The organism is Nitrosopumilus maritimus SCM1, assembly GCF_000018465.1.
GTDB classification, from domain to species: domain Archaea; phylum Thermoproteota; class Nitrososphaeria; order Nitrososphaerales; family Nitrosopumilaceae; genus Nitrosopumilus; species Nitrosopumilus maritimus.
This window is the reverse complement of the sequence record NC_010085.1, coordinates 62698-86343: the sequence shown is the minus strand read 5'-3', so window position 1 is coordinate 86343 and position 23646 is coordinate 62698. Positions and strand designations below refer to the sequence as shown.

Here is a 23646-nt window from a genome sequence, read left to right as displayed (position 1 = left end):
TACTGTATAAATGGTTGAATTTAGAGAATTAGTTAGTTTTTGTTTCGTCATTTGAAGATGATTCTGTTGTTTGTCCATCAGCACCTTGTTGTCCATCAGCACCTTGTTGTCCATCAGCACCTTGTTGTCCATCAGCACCTTGTTGTCCATCAGCACCTTGTTGTCCATCAGCACCAGGTGGAGGAGCAGCGTTCTTGTAGAGTTCGGTAGTTACTTCATTTACTATTGATTGTAATGCTTCTAGTTTTGGTTTTAATTCCTCAGGTTCTTTGTCTAAAACTTCTTTGACTTCTTTTACAGCATCAGTGATCTTAATTCCTTGCTCTTGGGAAATTTTATCCTTGAGATCATGATTGACCAACTTTTCAGTTGTGTAAATGTAACTTTCTGCTTCGTTTTTGAGATCAATTTTTTCTTTCTTCTTTTTATCTTCTTCAGAGAATTTTTCAGCATCTTCTTTTAATTTTTCAATCTCTTCTTCAGAAAGTTTAGTTTTAGTTTCAATAGTAATTTTTGCTTCCTTTTGAGTACCAAGATCTTTTGCAGTTACATTTATGATTCCGTTTGCATCAATATCGAATTTTACTTCAATTTGAGGAACGCCTCTTGGAGCAGGAGGCAAATCAGTAAGATTAAAGCTTCCTAATGATACATTATCGGTTGCCATAGGTCTTTCTCCTTGAACTACATGAATGGTAACAGCTGTTTGATTATCAGCAGCAGTTGTAAACACTTTGCCTTTTGATGTTGGAATGGTAGTATTTCTTTCGATAAGAGGTTCTCTAACTCCCCCAAGGGTTTCAATTCCCAGTGTTAATGGGGTTACATCAAGTAGAACAATGTCACTGGTTACATCACCAGCAATAATTCCTGCCTGTATTGCAGCACCCATAGCAACTGCTTCCATAGGATCAACACCAGATTCAACTTCTTTGCCTATAACTTCACTAACAAATTTTTTGACTAATGGAATTCTTGTTGGACCACCAATCATAACTATTTTGTTAATATCAGAATTTGAGAGTTTTGCATCTTCAAGTGCTTTTTGAATAGAAGGTTTACAACGATCTACAATAGGTCCAATTAATTCATCAAGTTTGGATCTGGTTAATCTTAATTCAAGATTCTTTGCGCCAGATGATGGATCATGTGCAATAAATGGTAGATTAACATCAGTCTCCATTACAGTAGATAATTCAATTTTTGCTTTTTCTGCAGCTTCTCTTATTCTTGTCATTGCAGTTGTGTCTTGAGAGAGATCGACTCCTTCTTTTTTCTTGAATTCATCAACAATGTAATCAATCAAAACTTTATCCATATCAGTTCCACCAAGTTGTGTATCACCTGAAGTACTCATTACTTCAAAAACACCACCACCCATTTCCATGATAGTAACATCTAGAGTACCACCACCAAAGTCAAAGACGAGAATTTTCATGTCTTCTTTTGCTTTATCTAATCCAAATGCCAATGATGCTGCAGTTGGTTCATTAATTATTCTAACAACATCAAGACCGGCAATTGTCCCTGCATCTTTTGTTGCTTGACGTTGATTGTCATCAAAATATGCTGGAACCGTAATAACTGCTTTTTCCACAGTTTCTCCAACAAACGCCTCAGCATCTTTTTTTATTTTTTGTAGAATGAATGAAGAGATTTGTTGAGGTTTGTATTCTTTATCTTGAATTTTAAAGGTATAATCAGAACCCATTTTTCGTTTTGCGGCAATAATTGTATTATCGGGATTTGTAACTGCTTGTCTACGAGCAGGTTCACCAACTAAGAGTTCTCCTTCTTTAGAAAAAGCAACTACTGATGGAAATGCCTTTCCAGCTGCAGTTTGACCTTCTGCTGCAGGAATAATTGTTGGTTTTCCACCCATCATAACTGCAGCAGCAGAGTTACTTGTTCCTAAATCGATACCTATTACTTTGCCCATTTTTAATTATCATCCTTTTTTGAAATTTCTACTAATGTTGTTCTTATGACTCTGTTTTGAGAAATATATCCCTTCCTGATCTCTTTGGTAATTGTATTGTCATCTAAATCAGGATCAGTGATTACAGATATAGCTTCGTGATGATTAGGATCAAAAATTTCCCCCAACGCATCAATTGCAGTTACATTATATTTTTTCAATAAAGAATCCATATTTTTTAAAATTGAATCAAGACCTTCAGTGTTGATTTTATTTTCAGAAAATACATCTCTAGCACGAATGAAATCATCATAGATTTTTAGAAAATCTAATAGAAATTCATCAACTTTAGCATTAACACCATTTTGAATGTCAGATTGTGTTTTTCTAGTAAGATTTTGAAAATCGGCTAAAATATGTTTTAATTTTTCTTCACATTCTGAAGTTTTTTGTTTTTCTGCATCCAATAACTCTGAAAAATTTTCTTGAACTGTTTCTAAAGATTCAGATTCTTTTTTAGGTTCATCATCTTTATTCTCAGTTACAACATTTACAGGAATTTCATCCGATTCATTATCATTGGACAATTCAAACAGAATACTTGTTTAGCTAATTTATACTATTATTGAATTGTTTCGCATAGAGGGTTTGCTTTGACAATAATTAAATCAGAATCTTGTTTAGTTTTTTCAATATTTGTAAAATCAGATTTTGAGCAAGCCACAACAATTGTTGTTTTATCACTATGAAATAGATCAAAGTTTGGATCTTCATATGCTTCTACATCACCAATATAATCACGTAATCTAGAAGTTAGATTTTGTAGCATTTCAATTTTATCTCCTCGCATTGAATGTTGATCAAGTGTCCAAGATAATGCGATTTTAGTTCTACTAGCTTTAAGATCATTTTTCTTCAATGTTGCACGAATTTCATCAATTAATCGTTTGATGTAACCATCAATTCCCTTGACACTACCATTAATTAGATACATGAGTGTATTTGCACCTTCAAAAGATGAGCCTAAAGATTTTAGATCCAGTAAACCTCCTACCATGTCATCAAGGAATATTTCTTGAAAATCATCAGAAGATAGATCATTTTTAGTAATTTCATCTTGAGCATATTTACAAACTTCCAATACACTACACAAGCTTGAAAATCTTGAGAGTACATTGATTGCATGAAAATGTTCAGAAGATGAAATCGCAACAAAGTTTTTCTCTTTTTTTCCGGTAGTTAGTAAATCAGATAGTACAGAGTCTTTTTTACCATTAAAGGAACCAATAATTTTTGGTTGTTGTTCAATACCTTCCAAAGGATAATAAAAATATGAAATATCCTTTCCGACTTCTAATCCTGTAACATGTTCAAGTAAAGAAATGTTTTCATTATTTCCACCAAATCCTGTAGGAAGAGTAAAAACAACAGAGCTCTTTTTCTTTAAAGATGCAGTAGCGTCCTTGAATTTTGAATGAATTTCAGTTTTGATATCTTGTCCAGTTTTTCTAATTCTTGGGGTAAAAAACAAGTATTGAGCTTTAGAAATTGCTACTTCAATTGGCTCCATAGCTAATAATGGCTCATCTTCTTTTAGAGATGAAACATTAGGATATGTTTTAGCAATCTCTGCTTTTAATGAAATTGCAGATGGGGTTGATTCGTCAATTATGTAAACATCTGCTCCTTTAATGGCCATTTGTGATGCAATGGCGTATCCTTCTGTACTAAGGCCATAAACAACAATTTTTGTTCCCCCCATTACACTAAGCTTAGGATTAGACTAAGAAAAACTTATTGAACTAACTTCAATTATGAAAATTACTTGAAAATATGGATAGATATTCTAACTCCAAAACAATTATTGTTTTCTGAACCAATAATTGAGAAATTAGGTAAAAAAAACAGGATTTTATGTACTTCTAGAGATTATGAAGAAGTTTCAAAATTAGCAAAAATTCGTAATTTTGACCTGATTTTTGTAGGCAAACATGGTGGAGGAAGTAAAAATTCCAAACTAAAAGCAGGAATTGAGAGAATGGAAAAGCTTACTAGAAAAATTGAAGCATTTTCACCAGATCTTGTAATTAGTTTTTGCTCACCTGAAGCTGCAAGAATTTCATTCGGATTAGGAATTAAACACATAGCATTTTGTGATTCACCACACGCAGAGGCAGTGATGAGATTAACATTACCATTAATTCAGAAACTTCTAATCCCTTATACAATTCCAAAGAAAGAATTTTCAAAATTTGGCATAAATGAAAAAAATATTATTTCATACAAATCAATTGACGCGGCGGTCACAATAAAAAGAAAAACAAATCAAAGTGTACGACTTCCATTTAAAAATAATCATAAAAAGAATATTTTGATAAGAATAGAAGAAGAGGAAGCAGCATATACTAAAAAATCAAATAAAATCATTCCAATTATTGAAAATATAATTTCTCAATTTAGTGATGAAAATATTGTTATTTTGGGTAGATATACAGAACAAATTCAAAAATTGCAAAAGAAAGTAGGTAAAGACGCTAAAGTTGTAAAAATGTCATTTGATGGAAAGTATTTGTTAAAGAATACAGATGTTTTCATTGGTTCAGGTGGCACTATGACTGCAGAGTCTGCATTGATGGGAGTTCCTACAATATCATATAATGCGGTTCCAAATCTCATAGAAAATTTTTTGGTGAAAAAACGATTAGTTAAAAGAGAAACAAATCCAAAGAGGGTTTCAAAACAAATAACAAAGTTTTTTGAATCTAAAAAGCAATTAAATCAACAAAAAGCAAAAAAGATTCTAAATCAAATGGAAGACCCTATTGATAAATTAATTAGAGTATCAGGAATTAGTTTAGTTTTAGGCAAGTTAGAATAAAAAGTTCATTAAGGGAGTTAGCGTGCTCGAGTTAACAGCCCGATAGTGTAGAGGTCAAGCATATGGGCCTTTGGAGCCCGTGACGGCAGTTCGAATCTGCCTCGGGCTATTTTATCTAAAAAATAAAAAAACTGTAACATGAATATAGCATGAGGTATTTTTCTGAAATTAGATATGTCAGACATAGTATTAGGCATGGGAGAAGTAGGTGAAACTCTGTTTGGATTACTAGAGGAAAGAAATTTTGATTGTGTTGGTATTGACATAGAATCTTCAAAATGTAAAAATTATTCAGAAAATGATACAATCAAAAATCCAGAATATCTTCATATTTGTCTTCCAGGTGAACTTACAGAATTTGTAGATATTACATTAAGTTGGATTCCAAAATTAAAAGATCTAAAGGCAATAATTGTACATTCTACTGTAAGACCAGGTACTACAAAAAACATACAAGAAAAATCCAGTGTTCCAGTTTTATTTTCACCAGTTCGGGGTGTTCATAGAAGATTCTTAGATGACATCAAAAAATATACAAAATTTATTGCTTCAGATAACAATGAAATCGATCCTGACATCAAATTAGATTTAGAAAAAAGATTCCAGAAGGTTGATTGGATGTCAACAACAAAGACAGGTGAACTTGCAAAAATCTTAGTTGATACATCGTATTATGGATGGCTCATTAATTATGCGCAGATAACAAAGATGATTTGTGAAAAGGAAGGAATCGATTTTGATGAAATGTGGAAATTTGCAGATGAAATACATGAGAATTTAGGAAATAGACCAAAAATGTATCCAGGAATAATCGGAGGACATTGTGTTATACCAAATCTTAGTTTAATTGAGTATGAAAATTTAGACGTAATTAAAAAAATTAATGAGATGTATGAGAACTTTAAGAATAATTAGATTTTCTAGAAATCTAATTTAGTCAGAAGTTTTGATGCAACAATAAATAGTGCTGAAGCAATTCCGACAAGTACCAACATTTCAACAATAACAAATTCTGTAATATTCCCAAAAATTCCTGCTCGGATTACATCAACTAGATAGGTTAAAGGATTTAGATAAAATGCAGTACGTAACGGCTCAGGTACATTATCAGCAGGGTAAAATGCTGAACTAACAAATGCAAAAAATAAAAAGACTGTGTTAATGATTACGTTAAATCCTTCACTAGAACGTAATCTCGTTGAAATTATAGATGCCAATGAACCAAATAAAACTGAACCAGTAATAGCACCAAAAACAATCACAGGGATTGTAATTAATGAAAATTCTACAGATTCAAAAAATACTGGATACCCTACTAAAGCAATCAATGAAGCACTAACTAAACCAATTATGCCTATAGTGCAAATATTGCTAAGAATGTAATGACTTCTTGTAAATGGGCCAGACATTATTTGTTCAAACATTCCATGTCTTCGATCATTCCAGATTATGATTCCAGAAACTAAGGTACTATTCATTATGTTGAATCCAATCATACCTGATGCAAGAAATGCTGGATAATCAAGATCTTTTGCACCAAATGGCACATTTTGAATTAATGGTGCATATGCAAAACCTGCTACAAAGATATAGATCAAAGGAAAGATTACCTGCCAAATTAAAAATCCAGGATTTAAGGAAATTGTAAGATTTCTGTTTACTAGTCTAATTATTGGATTCATTTTCTCTCACCATTTTTAGGAATATTTCTTCAAGATTTGTTGGAATTGCAGAAAGATCTTCTATCTCAATGTCATTATCATTCAGTATTTTCAAAACTTTTAACAAAACTAATTCAGATTGTTCAGAATGGATTACAATATTTGTTCCAGATTCAAAATTTATTTTACAATCAGAAATTCCTTCTAGTAAATCAAGAATTTTAGAGTTTTTTTCCAATAAATGAATTTTAATAGTTTTTTCTTTTCCAAATTTACTTTTTAATGCTTCAGGAGAATCAACAGTTACAATTTTACCTTTATCAATAATTGCAATTTCATCACAGAGATATTCTGCCTCTGTTAGAATGTGAGTGGTATAGAAAATTGTCAATCCAGTTTTAACTTTATTTTTTAAATAATCCAACAATTTTCGTCTTGCACTAGGATCTAATCCAACTGTAGGTTCATCTAAAAATAACAAATCCATATCATGCATGAATTCACGTGCGACTTGCACTCGCCTTCGCTGACCAATAGACAAATCTTCATTTCTTTTTTTTCTGATCTCAACTAGGTCAAAATCTTTCATGAGTTGTTCCATTCTTTCCTTACGTTGAATTTTGGGAACATCCCACATCATTCCATACTTGTCAAGGGATTTTTCAACAGACAAGGTGGGCTCATAGCTAGGTTGTTGTAAGACTACTCCAATTTTGTGGCGTATTTCTAATGGATTTTTGATTGCATCGATTCCCAATATCTCAAGGGAGCCGTTTGAGGGAGGAATCAGAGTTGTGAGTAATTTGATAGTAGTTGATTTTCCAGCACCATTTGGGCCTAAAAATCCAAATACTTGGCCAGGTTTTACTGATAAAACAATATCATCTACTGCTTTTAGGGAGCCATATGATTTTGATAGATGATTAACATCAATACATGACATAACGAAACTGCGATCATCCTACTAATTTAGTTAATCAGTGGTTTAACCGTAGATTTTGCAGTAGTCAAGTCAATTATGAGACAATATATTCAAAATAAGAAAAATTTGAGGATGACAATTTGAAATTAACAATTATGCGATCTAATTTTATGTAAATAAAATGATAGGAGATAATGAAATTTTTATTAATAGAATAAAGGTAGCAATTATGAATTGTCGGAATTTGATAGTCTAGTTGAAAAGTTAATTGAACAAAAACCAGAGTTAACTAAAGAAATTATTGAAGAGCAAATTAAATTAAAAAAAGAGAAAATTGGTGCAGGGTATCTAACTGATCAAGGAGCTTTATTCTTGATTGCATCAGATTATGGGGTTACATTATCAGGGCCACTAAAAGTAGAAATGAGTTTGAAAGATCTCTATGCAGGAGCAAAAGAAATTTCATTAGAAACTAGAGTATTGAATTTATCACCTGCAAAACAATTTTCAAGAAAAGATGGTTCTCCATTTTATCTCAGAACTATGACAGTATATGATGATGCAAATTCTACAGCAAGTGTAAAGTTATGGGATGATAAAGCAAATCTTCCTGGAATTGAAAATCTGAAACCAGGAGACTTGATTAAAATTATCAAAGCTTATGTTAAATCTGATCTTGATGGTTCACCAACAATTAACATTGGTTCAGGTTCAAATGTAGAAGCTACTGATTCTACAAGTGAAATTCCAACAATAGACACAATAACAAAAGATGTGAGTGAGTTGCAAGAAGGTCAAAAAGATCTTGTAGTTTTAGGAGAAATTGATGGAGTAATTAGCGGTATGGAATTTACAAACTCTAGAGGTATGCCTGGAAAAGCCTTGAGAATGAGGCTAAAAGGAAAAGACGGCAGTGGAATGAGAGTAGTGTTATGGGGAAAAGATGAATCATCAATTCCAAATATGATTTCACAGTCAGCTAAAGTGAGACTACTTGGTGTCAAAGTAAAATCTGGAAATCAAGGATTAGAAATTCATGGAAATGATGCAACAATAATTGAGATTGAAGGAGGTAAAGAAGCAGAACCAGTAATTGCAAGAATTCTTTCAATGTCACCAACAGAAAATGGAAGAAACATGATTTTAGCGGTAGATAATCAAAGGAATCTTTACAACATTAATGATTCATCAAATTCAACCAGTATTTGTGTAGAAGGAGACGTCATAGAATGCATGCCATCCAAAGTTTATGGAAATTCAATTACACTTGATGAAAATTCTTTTGTAAGAAAGTTGGATAGTGATGAAAGTATTCCTTCATTATCTCAAATTAGAACAAAGATTAATGATGTTAAAGTTGATGGTAATTACTGTATTGAAGCAATAATTTTGAAAGTGCCAGAAAGACGCGAAGTACAAACAAAAACTGGAGAATCAATTGCACTTTCAGAAATGTTTGTCGAAGATGACACTGGACAAATTTGGGTAAAAGGATGGAGAAATCAAGCTAGACTAATTGACAAATGTGAATTAGGGGAGATTGTTTCAATAACAGGTCTTAATGCAAAAGCTGGACTAGAAGGCAGAATAGAGATGTTCTTAACAGCATTTTCTAAAATTACAAAAAAGAATTAGGAATCCCAAAAGCCTCTAGTAACTACATACTGTCTTTCTGCTTCATAGATTTGTTTGAATAAATGTTCTTCATCAACCATATTTCGTAAAATTCGTGCAGCAGTGTCTGCACCTACACCATAACCAGACATGACAATAATTGCAATTTTACCAAAATTTTCCACCAGAGAAGAGACTTTCCAGGCACGATCTACCTTATGTTTTTCTTCACTAGTCAATTTTTTGCCTTCATGTTTTTTTCGAATAATTTTAGGAAGATCATAATCAGAATAAAATGTCGCAGTGATTTGTCTCCCTTTACAATAAGGACAAATCAAGATATTTTTTACTTCATTTGTTTCAACTACACGTTCCCATTTTCCACATCTAGCACAGATTAAGCGATGTTTTGTTTTTTCAAGTCGAGCTTTTACAAGATCTAAAATTCCTTTATCAAGATTTGCAGGAGAAGAATAATATTTTGAAGTATGATCCAAGATTGGTTCTGCCAATTTCGAGAATTGATCAACTTCTAACCATTTTACATGAATTTGATCGTCACGAATTTCTTTTAGAAGTTTGTCAGTGTTTTTAAGATCATATTTATCATGAAATAATTCACGTAATGCTTCTTGTACAAGTGCAGTTTTTGCATATCTTTCATATAAAAATCGAGCAGACTTTCTTTCATAGACTGCACCTCTACCTACAATACCAAATTTTTTTGCAACACACCAAGTTCTCCAATTAACATTATGAGTACCAGCAAGAGATGCTGTAACCATTGAAAATAAATCATAATCATCTTTTAGAATCTCAAGAAATAATTTTTCTGAAATTCGTGATCTAGAAGATAAAACAATTCTATATCCATCAGAACGAGAATCTACAACAGAACCTAACATAGAAGATAACATGGAAGAAAGTAATGTTGAAAGAGTGGAATTGATTTTTGTACCAAAACAAGAATGAATTACAATTGAGCCTTGAGATCTATTAGATTCAACTACAACATTATTTTCTTCAGAAATTTCATTAAAATTTAGTTGTTCAATTGTTTTGTTTGTTAATTGTAATGAGCCATTTCTCACTTTACTTCTAAAATTACCCACCTTTCTGGCAGTTTTGTAGTCAATAGGGATATTCTCGCCTTCCCAATAAGGAACAGTAATTCCTCCACCTCGAAATGGCTCAACATTTACTGTAAATGATTTCTCGTCAACATTTAGAATTCTCCATTGTGAGCCCTTGAGCACAAAAATATTTCCTGAATCACCATAATCACCTACAAATCGTTGATCTAGTGTTCCAATGATTTTTTTTCCTACACTATCAAAAACTTTGAATTTGAGTATATCAGGAATTGTAGAAAGATTTTCAAAATAATATTTGAACGAACGGCCTTTCTTCCAAAAAGTCATCTTTGTTCTATCAAAAAAGATCAAATAATTTGAATCAAGTAAATCTAAAACATCTACAAGTTCTTCTAATTTTAAATTTCTAAATGGATAAGCCTTTTTTATCAAATCAAATGCTTTGTCAATTGAGATTTCTCCAATTTGCATTGTTAGTCCAACCAAGTGATGTGCTAAGACATCAAGTGAACCATCATGGATTTTTTGCTCTTCAATAGAGCCTTCCTGAATTCTTTGAAGAATTGCTTGTGCTTCAAATTCATCATCAGAGTTGTTTGTAATGATTAATCCCTTAGCAGATGCATTACGATTATGTCTACTTCGACCTATTCTTTGAACTAATTTTGATACCTGTCTAGGTGAACCATAATGGATGACTAATTCAACTGAACCAATATCCAATCCTAATTCTAGTGAAGATGTACAAACAACAATACCTCTTTTTCCTTCACGTAAATTTTGTTCAGTTTCTTCTCTAACTTCTTTTGAAAGAGAACCATGATGTAATTCAATTGGAATAATGGATTTTTCTTTGAGGATTGAGGCTAAAAATTCTGATTCACCTCTAGTATTTGTAAACAAAAGAACAGGGGAATCCAAATTCAAGTTAGAGACATGTTCAATAATTTTTTCTGCTACATCAGAAATTGTTCCATCTACATATTTTACTTCTACATCATATTTTCTCACTGAAGTATCTCTGATTATCTCACATTTTCTTTTAGTACCAACAACAAATTTTCCTGCCTCTTCAAAATTTCCAACAGTAGCAGATAACCCTATTTTTGTAAGTGGTAATTCGGAATTAAATTCCAATCTCTCAACACTTAGAGAAAGTTGAGTACCTCTTTCACTAGACAGTAGCTCGTGCACTTCATCTACTACAATCCACTCTAATTCTGAGAATGCATCAAGATACTTGACTTGAGTCAAAAGAATTACCAAAGTTTCAGGAGTTGTAATTAGTACATCAGGAGGGTTTTCAGTAATTTTTTTTCTATCTTTTTGTGTTGTATCACCATGTCTAATTTCAATAGAAAGTTCACTTTGATGAGCATATTTTGTAATTCTTCGAAAAACATCTCGATTTAATGCACGTAATGGAGTAATGTAAAGAGTTTTTATTTTTCCAGGCTTTTTAGTATTTTTCAATAAAGAAAATATTGGTATTACAGAACATTCTGTCTTTCCAGAACCAGTAGGAGCAATAACTAGACAATCTTTTTTTTGTAAAATTATTGGTGAAGCCTTTTTTTGAATTTCAGTTAGATTGGAAAAACCAAAATTCTCAAACAGAGATTCAGGAATTGGATTCATCTGTTTTGTTAGAACGGGATCTTTCATAAACAAATACACCAACTAATCCAAGAATAAATAGGACAATAGTCATGTTTGGGAGAACATCAAAAATATCTGTCATGAGTAAACTTCCTCATTGACCGTTAAATATCTTCAGAAGGAGACAATCCTAATTTATCAATGGTGTAAGAAAATGAATTTTCTATAAACGGAGAATAAATTTTACCATCAAATTTTGATGAATTTTTTGTTAGATGTATTTTGATGTGTGTAAATGGATCAATTGCACTTTTCATATTTTCAATTTCTTTTCCTTCCAGATTTCTTATCATATTAGTTACAACAATAGGAATTCTATTTGATATTGCAAAATTAGCTAAATCATGCATGTATTTCATAAACAAAGAATTTTTCTCAAAAATAGATTCATCTTTTTGGTATTCATAAGAAAATAAATCAGTTATATTATCAATTACAATTAATGAAAAATTCCTTTCAATATTTTTTATTGAATTAATTTGTTCAGAGGTATTAGTTAACCGTGAAACTGTAATTTGATTAAGAAAATCTGATTGAGATTCAGATTCTTTTTGAATATCCAAAATTCTTTCAGGTCTAAATCCACCTGTTGTATCAAAATACAAAACATGACCACCTTTTTTGATGGAATTTATTGCTAATTGTAATAATAGTTGGGTTTTTCCTGTTCCATTTTTTCCAAAAATATCTACAATTACACCATTAGGAATTCCTCCGAAGAGAGATTTGTCTAATTTTTCCAAACCAGTTGAGATCATGAGTGTTATTATTAGAAAAAGAAGAAAAAATTTAAGGAATTTCTATTTCTTCAAAGGAGGTAAGGCTTTTATTCTAGAGAACAAAGTTGCAAAACAAGTGAACAATTAGTGTCTCAATCAAATAGCGCAAAAAGACCTCTAACAACTCTTCAAAAAAGCACAAAGAAGAAAGTTACTGTAAGACTAAAGAATGAAGTTGAATACAAAGGTAAAATGGATAATGTTGACTCATACATGAATTTGATTATGACAGATGCTGAGGAATTACATGAAGGTAAGACTATCGCAAATTATGGTAGAGTTATCGTAAGAGGTAACAACGTATTATTCATTAAACTAGAAAATGAACTCTAGTAGGTAGTGAGTTTTATGACAAATAATTTTCTGTTTACATCGGAATCAGTAACAGAAGGACATCCAGACAAAGTTTGCGATAATATTTCAGATGCATTTTTAGATGAATTTCTCAAACAAGATCCAGATTCAAGAGTTGCAGTTGAAACAATGGTAACAACTGATTTTGTTGCAGTCTCAGGAGAAGTTACATCAAAAGCTAATTTGGATAAAAAAGCACAAGAAGAATTAGTTAGAAAAACCATTAGAGAGATTGGATATGACAATAAAGATTTGATGTTTGATGCAGATACTTGTCAAGTAAATTTAAGATTACATTCTCAAAGTCCCGATATTAGTCAAGGTGTTACTGCAACTGAAGAAAAAGAACAAGGTGCAGGGGATCAAGGATTAATGTTCGGATATGCAACAAATGAAACTCAAGAATTCATGCCTATGCCAATTTTGTTAGCACATAAACTAATTCAAAAATTATCTGAAGTAAGAAGAGACAAAACACTACCATGGGTAAGACCAGATGGAAAATCACAAGTATCTGTAAGATATGAAGATAACAAACCTACTGGAATTGAAACCGTAGTAGTCTCTACTCAACATGCACCAGAAATTTCTCAAGAAGAAATCAAAAACGAAATCATTGATAAAGTTATCAAGCCAGTACTAGGAGATCTATGGAATGATAATATCAAAATTCACATTAATCCAACTGGAAAATTTGTGATTGGAGGGCCACATGGAGATGCAGGTCTTACTGGAAGAAAAATTATTGTAGATACCTATGGTGGTTTTGGAAGACATGGTGGGGGCGCTTTCTCTGGTAAAGACCCTTCAAAAGTAGACAGATCAGCTTGTTACATGTGTAGATATATTGCAAAGAATTTGGTTGCAGCAGGTCTTGCAGATAGATGTGAAGTTCAACTTGCATATGCAATTGGAGTTGCAGAACCAGTATCATTATACGTAAACACTTTTGGAACAAACAAAATTCCGGAAAATCAAATTGAAGATTTAGTCAGAAAGAATTTTGATATGAAACCATCAGGAATTGTTTCTCAACTAGATCTGAAAAGACCAATTTACAAAAAAACAGCATCATATGGTCATTTCGGAAGAAATGAGCCAGAATTTGGCTGGGAAAAAACAAACAAAGTAGATGCACTAAAGCAAGGCGCCGGTCTTTAACAATTCTTTTACTGACTGAAAATTCATTTTTGAGAGATTTCTAAGTTTTTTGTGATCTCCAACAAAATTTCCAACTAGAATATTTAGATCATCTACACCATAATCAAATTCTGAGTTAGTTAAGGCAAGACGATAAGCATCTTCAATATCAATGTGATATAGTTTAGTTTTTTTCTTTTGTAAGTACAGTTGAATGTATTTCTTAAATGAGATTATTTCAGGACCCACAAGATCTAATGTTTTATTTTTAAATCTCTTATCAATAATTGATTGGAAAATCAATTTTGTAACATCTCCTATAGAAATTGGCTGTATCAAATATTTTCCAGACCCGGGAATAATGATTTGATTTTTTTTAATAGATTTTTTTAGATATTTTGTGAAAAGATCATCTTTACCTACAATATAGGAAGGTCGAAAAATTGTGTAATCAATTTTTGAATCAATAATAGATGTTTCAGCCTTGAATTTTGAGATAAAATACCCCATAGTAGTATCAGCAAATACTCCCAATCCACTTGTATAAACGAGTTTTTTGATTTTTGCCTTTTTTGATAAATTGACAATTTTTTGTGTTAATTGAACATTGATTGATTCATAATCAGTTTTTGTGGACTGTTTTCCAATTCCCACAAGATGAATTAATGCATATGAATTTTTTATTTTTGGCAAAAGTAATTGTTCCTCATAGGTTTTGGAAATAATTTTAGTTTCATTTTTGAATGGTTTGAAGTTTTTTCTAGATATTGAAATCAGATGAATATTTTTCTCAGACAAATATTTTCTAAGATTTTTTGCCACAAATCCACTGGCTCCAGTAATTACTATTTGAAGAGGTTTTTCCATAGAAATTCCAAGTAGTTTTTATTTTAAATCTATTTTGAAAATCAAAAATGGTAAACAAGAGTTAATACAGTAAAATGATTACATCAGTTTGTGGCAGAAGAGAAAAAACTCAGAACAGGGTACACAACAGGGAGTTCTGCCACTGCAGCATCAAAAGCGGCTTTATTATCAATTATCAAACAACAAAAAATTGAAGAGGTTGAAATTACCTTACCTAAGAAAACCACCATTAAGATTCCTGTAAATTCATGTGAATTTGAAAAAAACAAAGCAAAATGCTCTGTAATAAAAGATGGGGGAGACGATCCCGATGTCACACATGGTGCTGAAATTATAGTTGAATTAACATTTAATGAAAACAAAAAGCAAATTGAAATTGATGGGGGAGAAGGAGTAGGCATAGTTACTAAACCTGGTTTAGGTTTAGAAATTAACAAACCAGCCATAAATCCTGTTCCAAAAAAAATGATTACAGAAAATCTTCAAGAAATAGGCAGCGATATTCTGCATAAAAAAGGAATTAGAGTTGAAATATCAGTTCCAAAAGGTAAAGAATTAGGACCTAAAACGGATAATCCTAGAATAGGCATCAAAGAAGGAATTTCAATTTTAGGTACAAGTGGAATAGTAATCCCATTTTCAACTGCATCATATGCAGCATCCATTAGACAAAACTTGGATGTATCAATTGCTATGGGAAATGATACAGTAGTATTAACAACTGGAGGAAGAAGTGAAGACTTTGCAAAAAAGATCGTAGATCTTCCAGAACATTGTTTTGTACAAATGGGGGATTTTTCAGGTTACACAATTCAACAATGCGGTAGGAAAAATATCAAAAAGGCATACGTGGTTGGATTTATTGGAAAACTGGCAAAGATGGCAGCAGGAGTAAAACAAACTCATGTTAAAGGTTCCAAAGTTGATATGAACTTTCTAGCAGAATTGGCAAGAAAAGTCAACGCAGATAAAAAAATTATTGATGATATTAAAAAAGCGAATACTGCAAGACATGTTTCAGAAATTATACAAGAAAATAATGTGAGTGGATTTTTTGAGTTAATTTGCGCTGAAGTGTATAAACATATGAGAAAGCACAGTGAAGAAAAAGTTCCGATTGATGTCATATTATTTGATTTTGAGGGAAACATTTTGGCAAGAGAACCAAAAGGGTAAGGTATTTTATTAAATCAACAAAGTTTTGAATATGGAAAAAATTTCAGTTCTTTCTATTACTAAAAATGGTATAAAGATTGGTCAAACTCTAAAAGAATTTTTTCCAGAATGGAGCATTTTTGCACCTGATAAATTTTCTAATCAAAATGACTCAATCACATGGTATTCAGAGCCCACATCAGAGAAAATTGTTGAACTTTTCAAAAATAATGATGCAATAATATGCTTATTTTCTCTAGGTGCAGTGATTCGATTAATAGCACCTCATCTAAAAGACAAGAAAACAGATCCTGCTGTAATTGTGATTGATGATAAAACAAATTTTGTAATTAGTGTATTATCTGGACATATTGGTGGTGCAAATGAACTTACTGAAAAAATTGCAGAAAAATTACAAGCACAACCAGTAATCACTACAGCTGCTGACGTAAACAAAACTATTGCTGTTGATTTGGTCGGAAGAGACTTTGGTTGGAAGATTGATGATGACTCTAATGTTACTAGAATTAGTGCACACATGGTAAATGAAGAACCAATAGGAGTTTTTCAAGAAACAGGTGAAAAAAATTGGTATAAACAATTACCAAAAAATGTTTCACTATACAACACTATAAACGAATTAAAAAATTCAAAATCAAAAGCAAATTTAATAATTTCAGATAAAATCATTGACGATGATCTAGCATCTGAATCAGTTGTTTACAGACCACTAAGTTTAGTAATTGGAATAGGTTTGCATTGGGATACATCAAAAGAAACTATCAAAGAAGGAATTAATGATTGTCTTGATAAATTTAAACTCAGTCCAAAATCAATAGCAAAACTAGTTTCTATAAAAAAACCTGAAGATGTACAAGGATTAATTGATGCTGGAAAAGAGATGGGAGTTCCAGTCGAATATGTAAATAGAGAAGATTTGGCTAAAGTTACAGCCCCTAATCCTTCAGATACTGTAAAAGCATTTGAAGGAACAGCCAGTGTTTCAGAGGCTGCAGCAATTCTAGTGTCAAATGGCAAATTAATTGTAGAAAAGCAGAAATTCCCACCAAATTTGACTATAGCAATAGCGAGGATTGAGAATTGAAGCGAGGATTATTGATTATTGATAGAGGTAGTAGAGAAAGGGAGGCATCAGAGGAATTAGAGACTATTTGTACTGGAATTAAGGCTAAAGGAGACTATGTTTTTACGGATTATTGCTTTTTAGAAGTTGAACCACCATACATTGAGGATGGTATTTCAAAATGTCTCAAAGAAGATATTGATTCACTAACAATAGTACCGTATTTTCTATATCCAGGAAAAAAGGTCAAGATTGCTGTTACTGATGTAATGAAATTACAAAAAGATACACAAGTGAAATTTCTAATAACTAAACCAATGAGTATGCACAAAACTTTGGTAGATATTGTTGAGAATAGAGTCACAACTACACTCAAAGAAAATAATATTACATTACCTAATACAGATGTTGATGTTATGATAATTGGTCATGGCAGTAAAGATCCTAATGCACAAATGTCATTAAATTATATAGTTGATGAGTTAAAAAATTCTTACAGAAATGTAAGTCGTTGTTGGTTAGAAATTGAACAACCAGATATTTTTGAAGGAATTAAAAAATGTGAGAAAGATGAACCAAAAGTTTTGGTAATTGTATTTTATTTCTTACATGAGGGTGCACATGTTAAAACTGATATCAATAATGACTTAATTCCAGCTCTAAAAGATTCTAATCTCAAAGATACTTTTATTACAAAACATATTGGGGCTGATGAAAAAATCATTGATTTAATTATTGAAAGAGCAAAGGAGGTTGAAGATGCAAACTGAAAAAGGTCAATCAATTGAAGATGCAAGCATGCAAATGATTGAAGATGAAATTGGTTCTCATCCATACAATGAAAAGGAATGGCCAATTGTAAGAAGAATTATTCATTCTACAGCAGATTTTGATTTTGCAGATAAAAATAAAATAATTTTTCATAAGGAAGCAATTGAAAGCGGAATGAAAGCTTTGAAGAATGGTTGCAGTATCGTAGTAGATGTCAACGGGGTAATTGGAGGCCTCAATAAACAAAATCCAAAAGATTTTGGAAATGATATTGTTTGTAATATCTCAAAACCCGAAATTATGGAATTGGCAAAAAAAGAGGGAAAAACACGCTCTCAGGTATCCATGAGGGCTGCAAAATCAGATATTGATGAAGGAATTGTAGCAATAGGAAATGCGCCTACAGCCTTACAAGAGGTGATAAAGATGGTAAAAGAAGGAATTGTCAAGCCTGCACTAATCATAGGTATTCCAGTAGGCTTTATCTGCGCTGCAGAATCAAAAGAAGAATTATCTAGATTAGAAGAGGCGCCATTTATCACAAATTTGGGTAGAAAAGGAGGTAGTTCCTCAGCTTCAGCAATAATAAATGCAATTTTCAAGTTAATTCGAGCAGAATCAGCTTCTTGAATATTTTATACAATTTTTAACAAAATTTTCCGCATAATTAAAACTATCAAAATAAAGGTGTCCATAAGATGCCAGAGAATTGTATTGGATTAATCCATCTTTGTGATTCTTTATTCCGTCACCAATTTCTAATTCATAAGCAAATTTTGAATCAGTAGATACAGAATTTAGTTTTGAGTAATGAAATTCATGGCCTTGAATACTGTGTGATCTTTCAGAAATTATTGAAGGATTAATTTTTCCTTTGGTGTAATTTAGTTTCATTCTTTTTGTCATGTAGGTTTCTGCATCAAAAACACCTACCATTTTGTACTTTTTATTTTCTGAGGAAATAGATTTTGTAAGATACATCAATCCACCACATTCAGCATATATTGGAAGATTGTCTTCAGCAAGGTTTTTGATTAGTTTTTTCATAGTTTGATTTTTTGCTAATTTAGATCCTAAAACTTCTGGAAATCCACCTCCAATGTATAGTCCGTCACATTTTGGAATTTTTGTATCATTAACAGGACTAAAAAATTTCAATAATGCTCCTTCTCTTCTAAGAGATTCTAAATTATCTTGATAATAGAAATTAAAGGATGTATCTAATGCTATTGCAATTGTTGTTTTTGGTTTTTTATGAGAAGGTTTTGAGATTTTTTGAAGATGAGAAGTATTTTTTAAAATTTTAATAATTTGTTCAATATCTAAATTTTTTGAAATAGTTTTTGAGATTTTTTGAATTTTGTTATACAATGTTTTGTTATCTAAAGTAGAAAATAGTCCAAGATGTCTTGATTCAAGGTTAAGATTAGGATTTTTTGGAATTACACCTACAATAGGAAGTTTTGTTTTTTGTAAAGCTTGTCTGCACAGATTTTCATGTTTTTTACTACCTATTTTATTAAGAATTATGCCTGTAATTCTAGAATTTTTATGAAATTTTTGAAATCCCAAGGCTGTTGCTGCAATGGAGCGAGCAGTTTTACTTGCATCAAGAATCAAAATTACAGGAGATTTGGTAATAGAAGCTACATGATGCGTACTAGCATAATTTGAATCACCACCAAATCCATCATAATACCCCATTACTCCTTCAATTACAGATACATCAGATTTTGAATTTGAAATAAAGCTTGATAACAAATGGTTTTTTCCCATCAACCAAACATCTAAGTTGAATGCATTATTTTTTGAAATATTTGAAAGATAACTTGGATCTATATAATCAGGTCCCACCTTGAATGGTTGAACAGTATACCCTTGTTTTTGAAGTGCATAAATTATTGAACATGTGATGGAGGTTTTTCCAACTCCACTAGTAGCACCTGCCAAAACAATTCTTGGAATTTTCAATTTGCATCAATAATATTATTTTTTTATTTAAATTGATGTATTTGTTAAAATCTCAATGTTTTTAGTTAGATAAGAGGAGAAAATATCATGAGTGATGGTTTAACAATTGTATACACAGGGAAAGGCAAAGGAAAAACAACTGCTGCTCTAGGACTTGCATTAAGAGCTACAGGTTATAATAAAAAGATCTGCATGATCCAGTTTATCAAAGGTTCATGGCATTACGGAGAAATGGATTCAACAAAAAAACTTGAACCAGGATTTGAAATGGTTGCAATTGGAAAAGGTTTTGTAGGCATAGTTGATGATAAAAGTCCAAAAGAAGATCATGAAAAAGTAGCAAAAGAAGCAATAAGAATTAGTAATGAAAAAATTCAATCGGGAAAATACGATATTGTAATTTTAGATGAAATCAATTATGCAGTAAATTTGAACTTGATTTCAGTAGATAACGTGTTAAATTTGATAAAATCAAAGCCAGATAACATAGATTTAGTTCTAACTGGAAATTATGCAAAAGAAGAAGTTATAGAAATTGCGGATCTAGTCACAGAAATGAAAGAGATCAAACATCCATTTCAGAAGGGAATCAAAGCCAAAAAGGGAATTGATTTCTAGCCAGCAACATTAATTTACACATTTAGGAGTTTTAGAAGAAATGTCTACAGAAATCCAAGAAATGCCAGAGCAAGGAGAAATAGTTCTTGCCACAGTAACAAAAGTTATGGATCATGGTGCCTATGTAACACTAGATGAATATGACAATTTACAGGGATTTTTGCATATTTCAGAAATTGCTCCTGGATGGATAAGATCGGTTAATAGATTTGTAAAAGATGGAGAGAAAAAAGTCCTTCTTGTTAAAAAAGTAAATCCACAACGTGGAGATATTGATTTATCATTAAAACAAGTTTCTAAAGATCAGAAAAAACAAAAACTAAAAGAAGTTAAAAAATTTGAAAAAGGAAAAACTCTGTTACAAAATGTTCAAGAAAAAGCAAAACTATCGGATGAAGATATTGAAAAATTAGAAGATAGCATTTATTCAAAATACGACTCAGTATATGATGCATTTATTGAGATTGGAAGAAATGGAATTGATTCTATAAAGGAATTAAAAATTCCAAAGAAAACAACAGGCGTTATTGAAGAAATATGTTCCAAGATTAAACTTCCATCAGTAGAAATTAGAGGAATCATGGAAATTACTAATTCAAAATCAGATGGAATTGAAATTATTAGGAAAACTCTGTTGGATGAATTAAAGAAAGATTCAACAATAGACATCACATACTTGGGTGCTCCAAAATATAGATTATCAATAACTTCAGAAGATTTTAAATCTGCGGAAAAATCATTAAAACCAATAATTGCAGATATTCAATCAAAAATAGAAAAGAAGAGAGGAACATTCAAGTTTACTAGAGAAGAATCAAAGAAAACTCGAGAGAACTAAAATGAGATTTCAATTAAGAAAATGTAGTAAATGCTTTCAATATACACTTAAAGAAATATGTCCTAAATGTAAAGAACAAACAATTTCTGCACATCCAGCAAAATTCTCACCTGATGACAAATACATGAGATATAGATTAGCTGAAAGATATAATTGAAATTAGTTTGTTGGTATGTAATCCTTATTGATTTCATAAACAAAAATTCCAGTCAGAGCCCCGCCTCTAGGGGTATCATAGCTTGGAGATGAATAAACTAGTTTTAATGGACCATTATCATCCATAGAAAATTTAATGTTCTTTTCATAAATTGCAGTAAAACCAGGTTGATATGATAAAGATTGTTGGTTTGTTTCAAAATTAACATAACCAAGTAATTCAAATGGAATCATCTTTCCTAATGTAGTATTATTCCAGAAATGATCAGTTCCACTTATTCCATCTGATTGCAGATATTTTTCAAGTGGCTCTCCAGCTATACTCATGAACCATTGTTTTTTAGATTCATCTCCACCACCGCTTAAAATATAGACTGGTTGGTTTTCATTTCCATCCAAGTTTAGTCTTTGCCCAGCTATAAAAATAACAATATAATCTGCTTCCATTTCTTGCAAAGTTTTCCAGCCCTGTTCAGGAGTGCTTAAGAAAACTTTGGCAATTTTTTCAATTACATGATCAATCAAAGTAGAGTTATCAGCTAGTGTTGTTCTTTCTGCCTTAGTTTGAATCCAATATCCATAATCCCACCATGCAGCAACAACAGAATTCTCAGGAGTATTATTTTTTATCCATTCTAAAGAATCATTCCAATCATTATTGGCTAACCCAAAAGTAGTACCACCATTAAGTATAGTAAATGGATTGTCACCTACTTGAAATACATTTAGAGGAGCAACAAAAGTTATAGGAATTACCAATAATGTTATTAAACCAATTCCAAACGACAGTGTTAATACTAGATTTTTTAGATTAGAAAACTTCATTTTGTTCGAAAATAATGATTTAGATAAAAATGATATTCCCAAGGATGCAAGGATAATAACAGATACAGATGCAAATACTTCTAATCTCAAAAATGTTGAAGCAGCATAAACTCCAGTTATTCCTACAAGTAACGAAAATGATTTCATGTCATTTCGGATAACAAAATGGTTTTTAGAGTTACTTAACATCAACCATATTCCAATACCAGCAAAAACCATGATGACAGAATGGAATAAGAAAGAATGATGTATTGTAGGTGTAGCATGTTCGGATACTGAATCAGTTAGTGCATTATCAGTAGTTAAAAATGGATTTATTGCATTAAGATATCTATGAGACGGCAAGGGTATGAATTCTTCTGAGGTATTTATTAGAAGAAATGCTGAAATGATAATAAGAAAAGATGCAAGGAAGATCAAACCATTACGCATTTTGTGTTTATCATTACTTTTATTTTGAATAATTATACACAATACAAGAAAAATTGTTGGAACAAATAATGCAAACCCACCTAAACCTATTAGAAAATTTGATGTAATTCTTTCAAAACCCAAAGATGTTATAATTGTAGATAAACTAAAAATTGGAATTGCCCAAATCAGAAATTTATGATCTTTTCGTAAGAAAGGTAGAGTTAAGAAAAAGATAGCTAGTGGGATTATGAAAAATTGGTTTCCACCCCAGGCAGACAAACTCATTATAATAAAAAATCCACTAAAAACAAGTTTAGGTATAACAATTTTTTGATTTTTTGAATTAATACCGCTTAAAAGAAGGTACATTGATAAAATTGCAAAGAACAAACCAAGTGGTTCAGATTTAAACCAACCAATAGCACCTCTTGTTAACATTGGAATAGATACTGAAAATAATAATGCAGACAATAATCCTGCAGTAGTTCCGCCAATTACACGTACTAGTGCGAATATAACAATAGTTGTCAAAGAACCAAAAATTGCTGGGAAAAGTATGGTAAAATCATAGAGATTTCCTCCACCACCAAACATCCAATAAGTTACTGCAGCAGTAAGATGTAATGCAACTTGTGAGCTTTCAGATACGTCTCTACCCCAAGGATACCAACTTAATTCATCATTCCATTCAAAATATGCATCAACTCCATTGTTGACTAAATATTCAGTAGCACGATAATTGAAAAAAGGATCAAATTCATGTAATTCCCAACCCCATTCTGCAGGTTGGGCACGGACTAAAAAAGAGATTGAAAAAGATAATGAAAGAATACCAATCACTAAGAGATGATTTAATTTTAAATCAAATTGTCCAACAGAAATTAGAGTAGAATCAGAATTCAATAATTTTCAACACAAATCTAGGCTT

At 31.5% G+C, this 23646-nt stretch carries 22 protein-coding genes and 1 tRNA gene; 13 read left to right on the top strand and 10 right to left on the bottom strand.

All coding sequences use genetic code 11. From position 1 onward, the window contains the following. Positions 1 to 28 precede the first annotated feature (28 nt). Genes dnaK through NMAR_RS00490 form a run of 3 tightly spaced genes read right to left on the bottom strand, consistent with a single transcriptional unit; the run spans position 29 to position 3680 of the window. Complete coding sequence (gene dnaK / locus NMAR_RS00500; RefSeq protein ID WP_012214483.1) at positions 29 to 1939, bottom strand: molecular chaperone DnaK; 1911 nt, start codon at positions 1937 to 1939, stop codon at positions 29 to 31. 2 nt (positions 1940 to 1941) lie between these two features. Next, on the bottom strand, positions 1942 to 2505 hold the full coding sequence (locus NMAR_RS00495; RefSeq protein WP_012214482.1) for a nucleotide exchange factor GrpE: 564 nt from the start codon (positions 2503 to 2505) through the stop codon (positions 1942 to 1944). A gap of 35 nt (positions 2506 to 2540) precedes the next feature. Then, entirely contained in the window at positions 2541 to 3680 is a 1140-nt protein-coding gene (locus tag NMAR_RS00490; RefSeq protein ID WP_012214481.1) for a hypothetical protein, read from the bottom strand. Between the two features lie 63 nt (positions 3681 to 3743). Here NMAR_RS00490 and NMAR_RS00485 point away from each other — a divergent pair, with 63 nt between their 5' ends. The 3 genes from NMAR_RS00485 to NMAR_RS00475 all read left to right on the top strand — a co-directional run bounded on the left by NMAR_RS00485 (position 3744) and on the right by NMAR_RS00475 (position 5711). Further along, the gene (locus NMAR_RS00485; RefSeq protein WP_012214480.1) at positions 3744 to 4796 is read left to right on the top strand and encodes a DUF354 domain-containing protein; all 1053 of its coding nucleotides are present in this window, start codon (positions 3744 to 3746) and stop codon (positions 4794 to 4796) included. Positions 4797 to 4832: 36 nt separating this feature from the next. Beyond that, a tRNA-Gln gene (locus tag NMAR_RS00480) sits at positions 4833 to 4905 on the top strand. Between the two features lie 65 nt (positions 4906 to 4970). Continuing rightward, positions 4971 to 5711: a GDP-mannose dehydrogenase gene (locus NMAR_RS00475; RefSeq protein ID WP_012214479.1), complete on the top strand. Its 741-nt coding sequence runs from the start codon at positions 4971 to 4973 to the stop codon at positions 5709 to 5711. Between the two features lie 5 nt (positions 5712 to 5716). Here the strand turns inward: NMAR_RS00475 and NMAR_RS00470 are convergent, their stop codons facing one another. Further along, a complete protein-coding gene (locus tag NMAR_RS00470; protein WP_012214478.1) occupies positions 5717 to 6478 on the bottom strand; it encodes an ABC transporter permease in 762 nt (253 codons plus the stop codon). Beyond that, on the bottom strand, positions 6462 to 7400 hold the full coding sequence (locus NMAR_RS00465) for an ABC transporter ATP-binding protein (RefSeq protein WP_012214477.1): 939 nt from the start codon (positions 7398 to 7400) through the stop codon (positions 6462 to 6464). The genes NMAR_RS00470 and NMAR_RS00465 overlap by 17 nt, the downstream gene beginning before the upstream one ends. A gap of 213 nt (positions 7401 to 7613) precedes the next feature. Here NMAR_RS00465 and NMAR_RS00460 point away from each other — a divergent pair, with 213 nt between their 5' ends. Beyond that, positions 7614 to 9014, top strand: a complete 1401-nt coding sequence (locus NMAR_RS00460) for a single-stranded DNA-binding protein (RefSeq protein WP_012214476.1) — start codon at positions 7614 to 7616, stop codon at positions 9012 to 9014. Here NMAR_RS00460 and NMAR_RS00455 read toward each other — a convergent pair. Both NMAR_RS00455 and NMAR_RS00450 read right to left on the bottom strand, forming a co-directional pair. Further along, entirely contained in the window at positions 9011 to 11752 is a 2742-nt protein-coding gene (locus tag NMAR_RS00455; protein ID WP_012214475.1) for a DEAD/DEAH box helicase, read from the bottom strand. The genes NMAR_RS00460 and NMAR_RS00455 overlap by 4 nt on opposite strands. 98 nt (positions 11753 to 11850) lie before the next feature. Further along, positions 11851 to 12504 (bottom strand): ATPase domain-containing protein, encoded by a 654-nt coding sequence (locus tag NMAR_RS00450; protein WP_012214474.1) that lies wholly within the window; start codon positions 12502 to 12504, stop codon positions 11851 to 11853. A gap of 108 nt (positions 12505 to 12612) precedes the next feature. Between NMAR_RS00450 and NMAR_RS00445 the strand changes: the two genes are divergently transcribed. Both NMAR_RS00445 and metK read left to right on the top strand, forming a co-directional pair. Then, on the top strand, positions 12613 to 12858 hold the full coding sequence (locus tag NMAR_RS00445; protein WP_012214473.1) for a U6 snRNA-associated Sm-like protein LSm6: 246 nt from the start codon (positions 12613 to 12615) through the stop codon (positions 12856 to 12858). Between the two features lie 15 nt (positions 12859 to 12873). Continuing rightward, complete coding sequence (gene metK / locus NMAR_RS00440; RefSeq protein ID WP_012214472.1) at positions 12874 to 14040, top strand: methionine adenosyltransferase; 1167 nt, start codon at positions 12874 to 12876, stop codon at positions 14038 to 14040. Here the strand turns inward: metK and NMAR_RS00435 are convergent. Further along, a complete protein-coding gene (locus NMAR_RS00435; protein WP_012214471.1) occupies positions 14017 to 14886 on the bottom strand; it encodes an NAD-dependent epimerase/dehydratase family protein in 870 nt (289 codons plus the stop codon). The two genes, metK and NMAR_RS00435, sit on opposite strands and share 24 nt — an antisense overlap. Before the next feature lie 90 nt (positions 14887 to 14976). Between NMAR_RS00435 and NMAR_RS00430 the strand changes: the two genes are divergently transcribed. The 4 genes from NMAR_RS00430 to NMAR_RS00415 are packed head-to-tail and all read left to right on the top strand — an operon-like array spanning position 14977 to position 18526. After that, a complete protein-coding gene (locus NMAR_RS00430) occupies positions 14977 to 16062 on the top strand; it encodes a cobalt-precorrin-5B (C(1))-methyltransferase (RefSeq protein ID WP_012214470.1) in 1086 nt (361 codons plus the stop codon). A gap of 31 nt (positions 16063 to 16093) precedes the next feature. Continuing rightward, positions 16094 to 17146: a cobalt-precorrin 5A hydrolase gene (locus tag NMAR_RS00425; RefSeq protein ID WP_012214469.1), complete on the top strand. Its 1053-nt coding sequence runs from the start codon at positions 16094 to 16096 to the stop codon at positions 17144 to 17146. Then, positions 17143 to 17895 carry a sirohydrochlorin chelatase gene (locus NMAR_RS00420; RefSeq protein WP_012214468.1) on the top strand — a complete coding sequence of 251 codons (753 nt, stop codon included), beginning with the start codon at positions 17143 to 17145 and terminating at the stop codon, positions 17893 to 17895. Before NMAR_RS00425 ends, NMAR_RS00420 begins: the two co-directional genes overlap by 4 nt. Next, positions 17885 to 18526: a precorrin-8X methylmutase gene (locus NMAR_RS00415; protein ID WP_012214467.1), complete on the top strand. Its 642-nt coding sequence runs from the start codon at positions 17885 to 17887 to the stop codon at positions 18524 to 18526. The genes NMAR_RS00420 and NMAR_RS00415 overlap by 11 nt, the downstream gene beginning before the upstream one ends. Here NMAR_RS00415 and NMAR_RS00410 read toward each other — a convergent pair. Then, a complete protein-coding gene (locus NMAR_RS00410; protein WP_012214466.1) occupies positions 18515 to 19867 on the bottom strand; it encodes a cobyrinic acid a,c-diamide synthase CobB in 1353 nt (450 codons plus the stop codon). The two genes, NMAR_RS00415 and NMAR_RS00410, sit on opposite strands and share 12 nt — an antisense overlap. Positions 19868 to 19954: 87 nt before the next feature. On the opposite strand from NMAR_RS00410, the gene cobO reads away from it, so the two are divergent. Genes cobO through NMAR_RS00395 form a run of 3 tightly spaced genes read left to right on the top strand, consistent with a single transcriptional unit; the run spans position 19955 to position 21480 of the window. Continuing rightward, positions 19955 to 20485: a cob(I)yrinic acid a,c-diamide adenosyltransferase gene (gene cobO, locus NMAR_RS00405; protein WP_012214465.1), complete on the top strand. Its 531-nt coding sequence runs from the start codon at positions 19955 to 19957 to the stop codon at positions 20483 to 20485. 40 nt (positions 20486 to 20525) lie between these two features. Continuing rightward, positions 20526 to 21323 (top strand): translation initiation factor IF-2 subunit alpha, encoded by a 798-nt coding sequence (locus NMAR_RS00400; RefSeq protein WP_012214464.1) that lies wholly within the window; start codon positions 20526 to 20528, stop codon positions 21321 to 21323. 1 nt (position 21324) lies between these two features. Further along, positions 21325 to 21480: an RNA-protein complex protein Nop10 gene (locus NMAR_RS00395; protein ID WP_012214463.1), complete on the top strand. Its 156-nt coding sequence runs from the start codon at positions 21325 to 21327 to the stop codon at positions 21478 to 21480. A gap of 2 nt (positions 21481 to 21482) precedes the next feature. On the opposite strand, the gene NMAR_RS00390 is transcribed toward NMAR_RS00395, so the two are convergent. Then, the gene (locus tag NMAR_RS00390; RefSeq protein ID WP_012214462.1) at positions 21483 to 23621 is read right to left on the bottom strand and encodes an STT3 domain-containing protein; all 2139 of its coding nucleotides are present in this window, start codon (positions 23619 to 23621) and stop codon (positions 21483 to 21485) included. Positions 23622 to 23646 lie beyond the last annotated feature (25 nt).

Bases quoted from the DNA above. Each gene is read 5' to 3' on its own strand.
- cobO (WP_012214465.1), top strand. From the start codon at position 19,955: ATGAGTGATGGTTTAACAATTGTATACACAGGGAAAGGCAAAGGAAAA.
- NMAR_RS00475 (WP_012214479.1), top strand. From the start codon at position 4,971: ATGTCAGACATAGTATTAGGCATGGGAGAAGTAGGTGAAACTCTGTTT.
- NMAR_RS00450 (WP_012214474.1), bottom strand. From the start codon at position 12,504: ATGATCTCAACTGGTTTGGAAAAATTAGACAAATCTCTCTTCGGAGGA.
- NMAR_RS00400 (WP_012214464.1), top strand. From the start codon at position 20,526: ATGTCTACAGAAATCCAAGAAATGCCAGAGCAAGGAGAAATAGTTCTT.
- metK (WP_012214472.1), top strand. From the start codon at position 12,874: ATGACAAATAATTTTCTGTTTACATCGGAATCAGTAACAGAAGGACAT.
- NMAR_RS00415 (WP_012214467.1), top strand. From the start codon at position 17,885: ATGCAAACTGAAAAAGGTCAATCAATTGAAGATGCAAGCATGCAAATG.
- NMAR_RS00395 (WP_012214463.1), top strand. From the start codon at position 21,325: ATGAGATTTCAATTAAGAAAATGTAGTAAATGCTTTCAATATACACTT.
- NMAR_RS00455 (WP_012214475.1), bottom strand. From the start codon at position 11,752: ATGAAAGATCCCGTTCTAACAAAACAGATGAATCCAATTCCTGAATCT.
- NMAR_RS00425 (WP_012214469.1), top strand. From the start codon at position 16,094: ATGGAAAAAATTTCAGTTCTTTCTATTACTAAAAATGGTATAAAGATT.
- NMAR_RS00470 (WP_012214478.1), bottom strand. From the start codon at position 6,478: ATGAATCCAATAATTAGACTAGTAAACAGAAATCTTACAATTTCCTTA.
- NMAR_RS00465 (WP_012214477.1), bottom strand. From the start codon at position 7,400: ATGTCATGTATTGATGTTAATCATCTATCAAAATCATATGGCTCCCTA.
- NMAR_RS00435 (WP_012214471.1), bottom strand. From the start codon at position 14,886: ATGGAAAAACCTCTTCAAATAGTAATTACTGGAGCCAGTGGATTTGTG.
- dnaK (WP_012214483.1), bottom strand. From the start codon at position 1,939: ATGGGCAAAGTAATAGGTATCGATTTAGGAACAAGTAACTCTGCTGCT.
- NMAR_RS00490 (WP_012214481.1), bottom strand. From the start codon at position 3,680: ATGGGGGGAACAAAAATTGTTGTTTATGGCCTTAGTACAGAAGGATAC.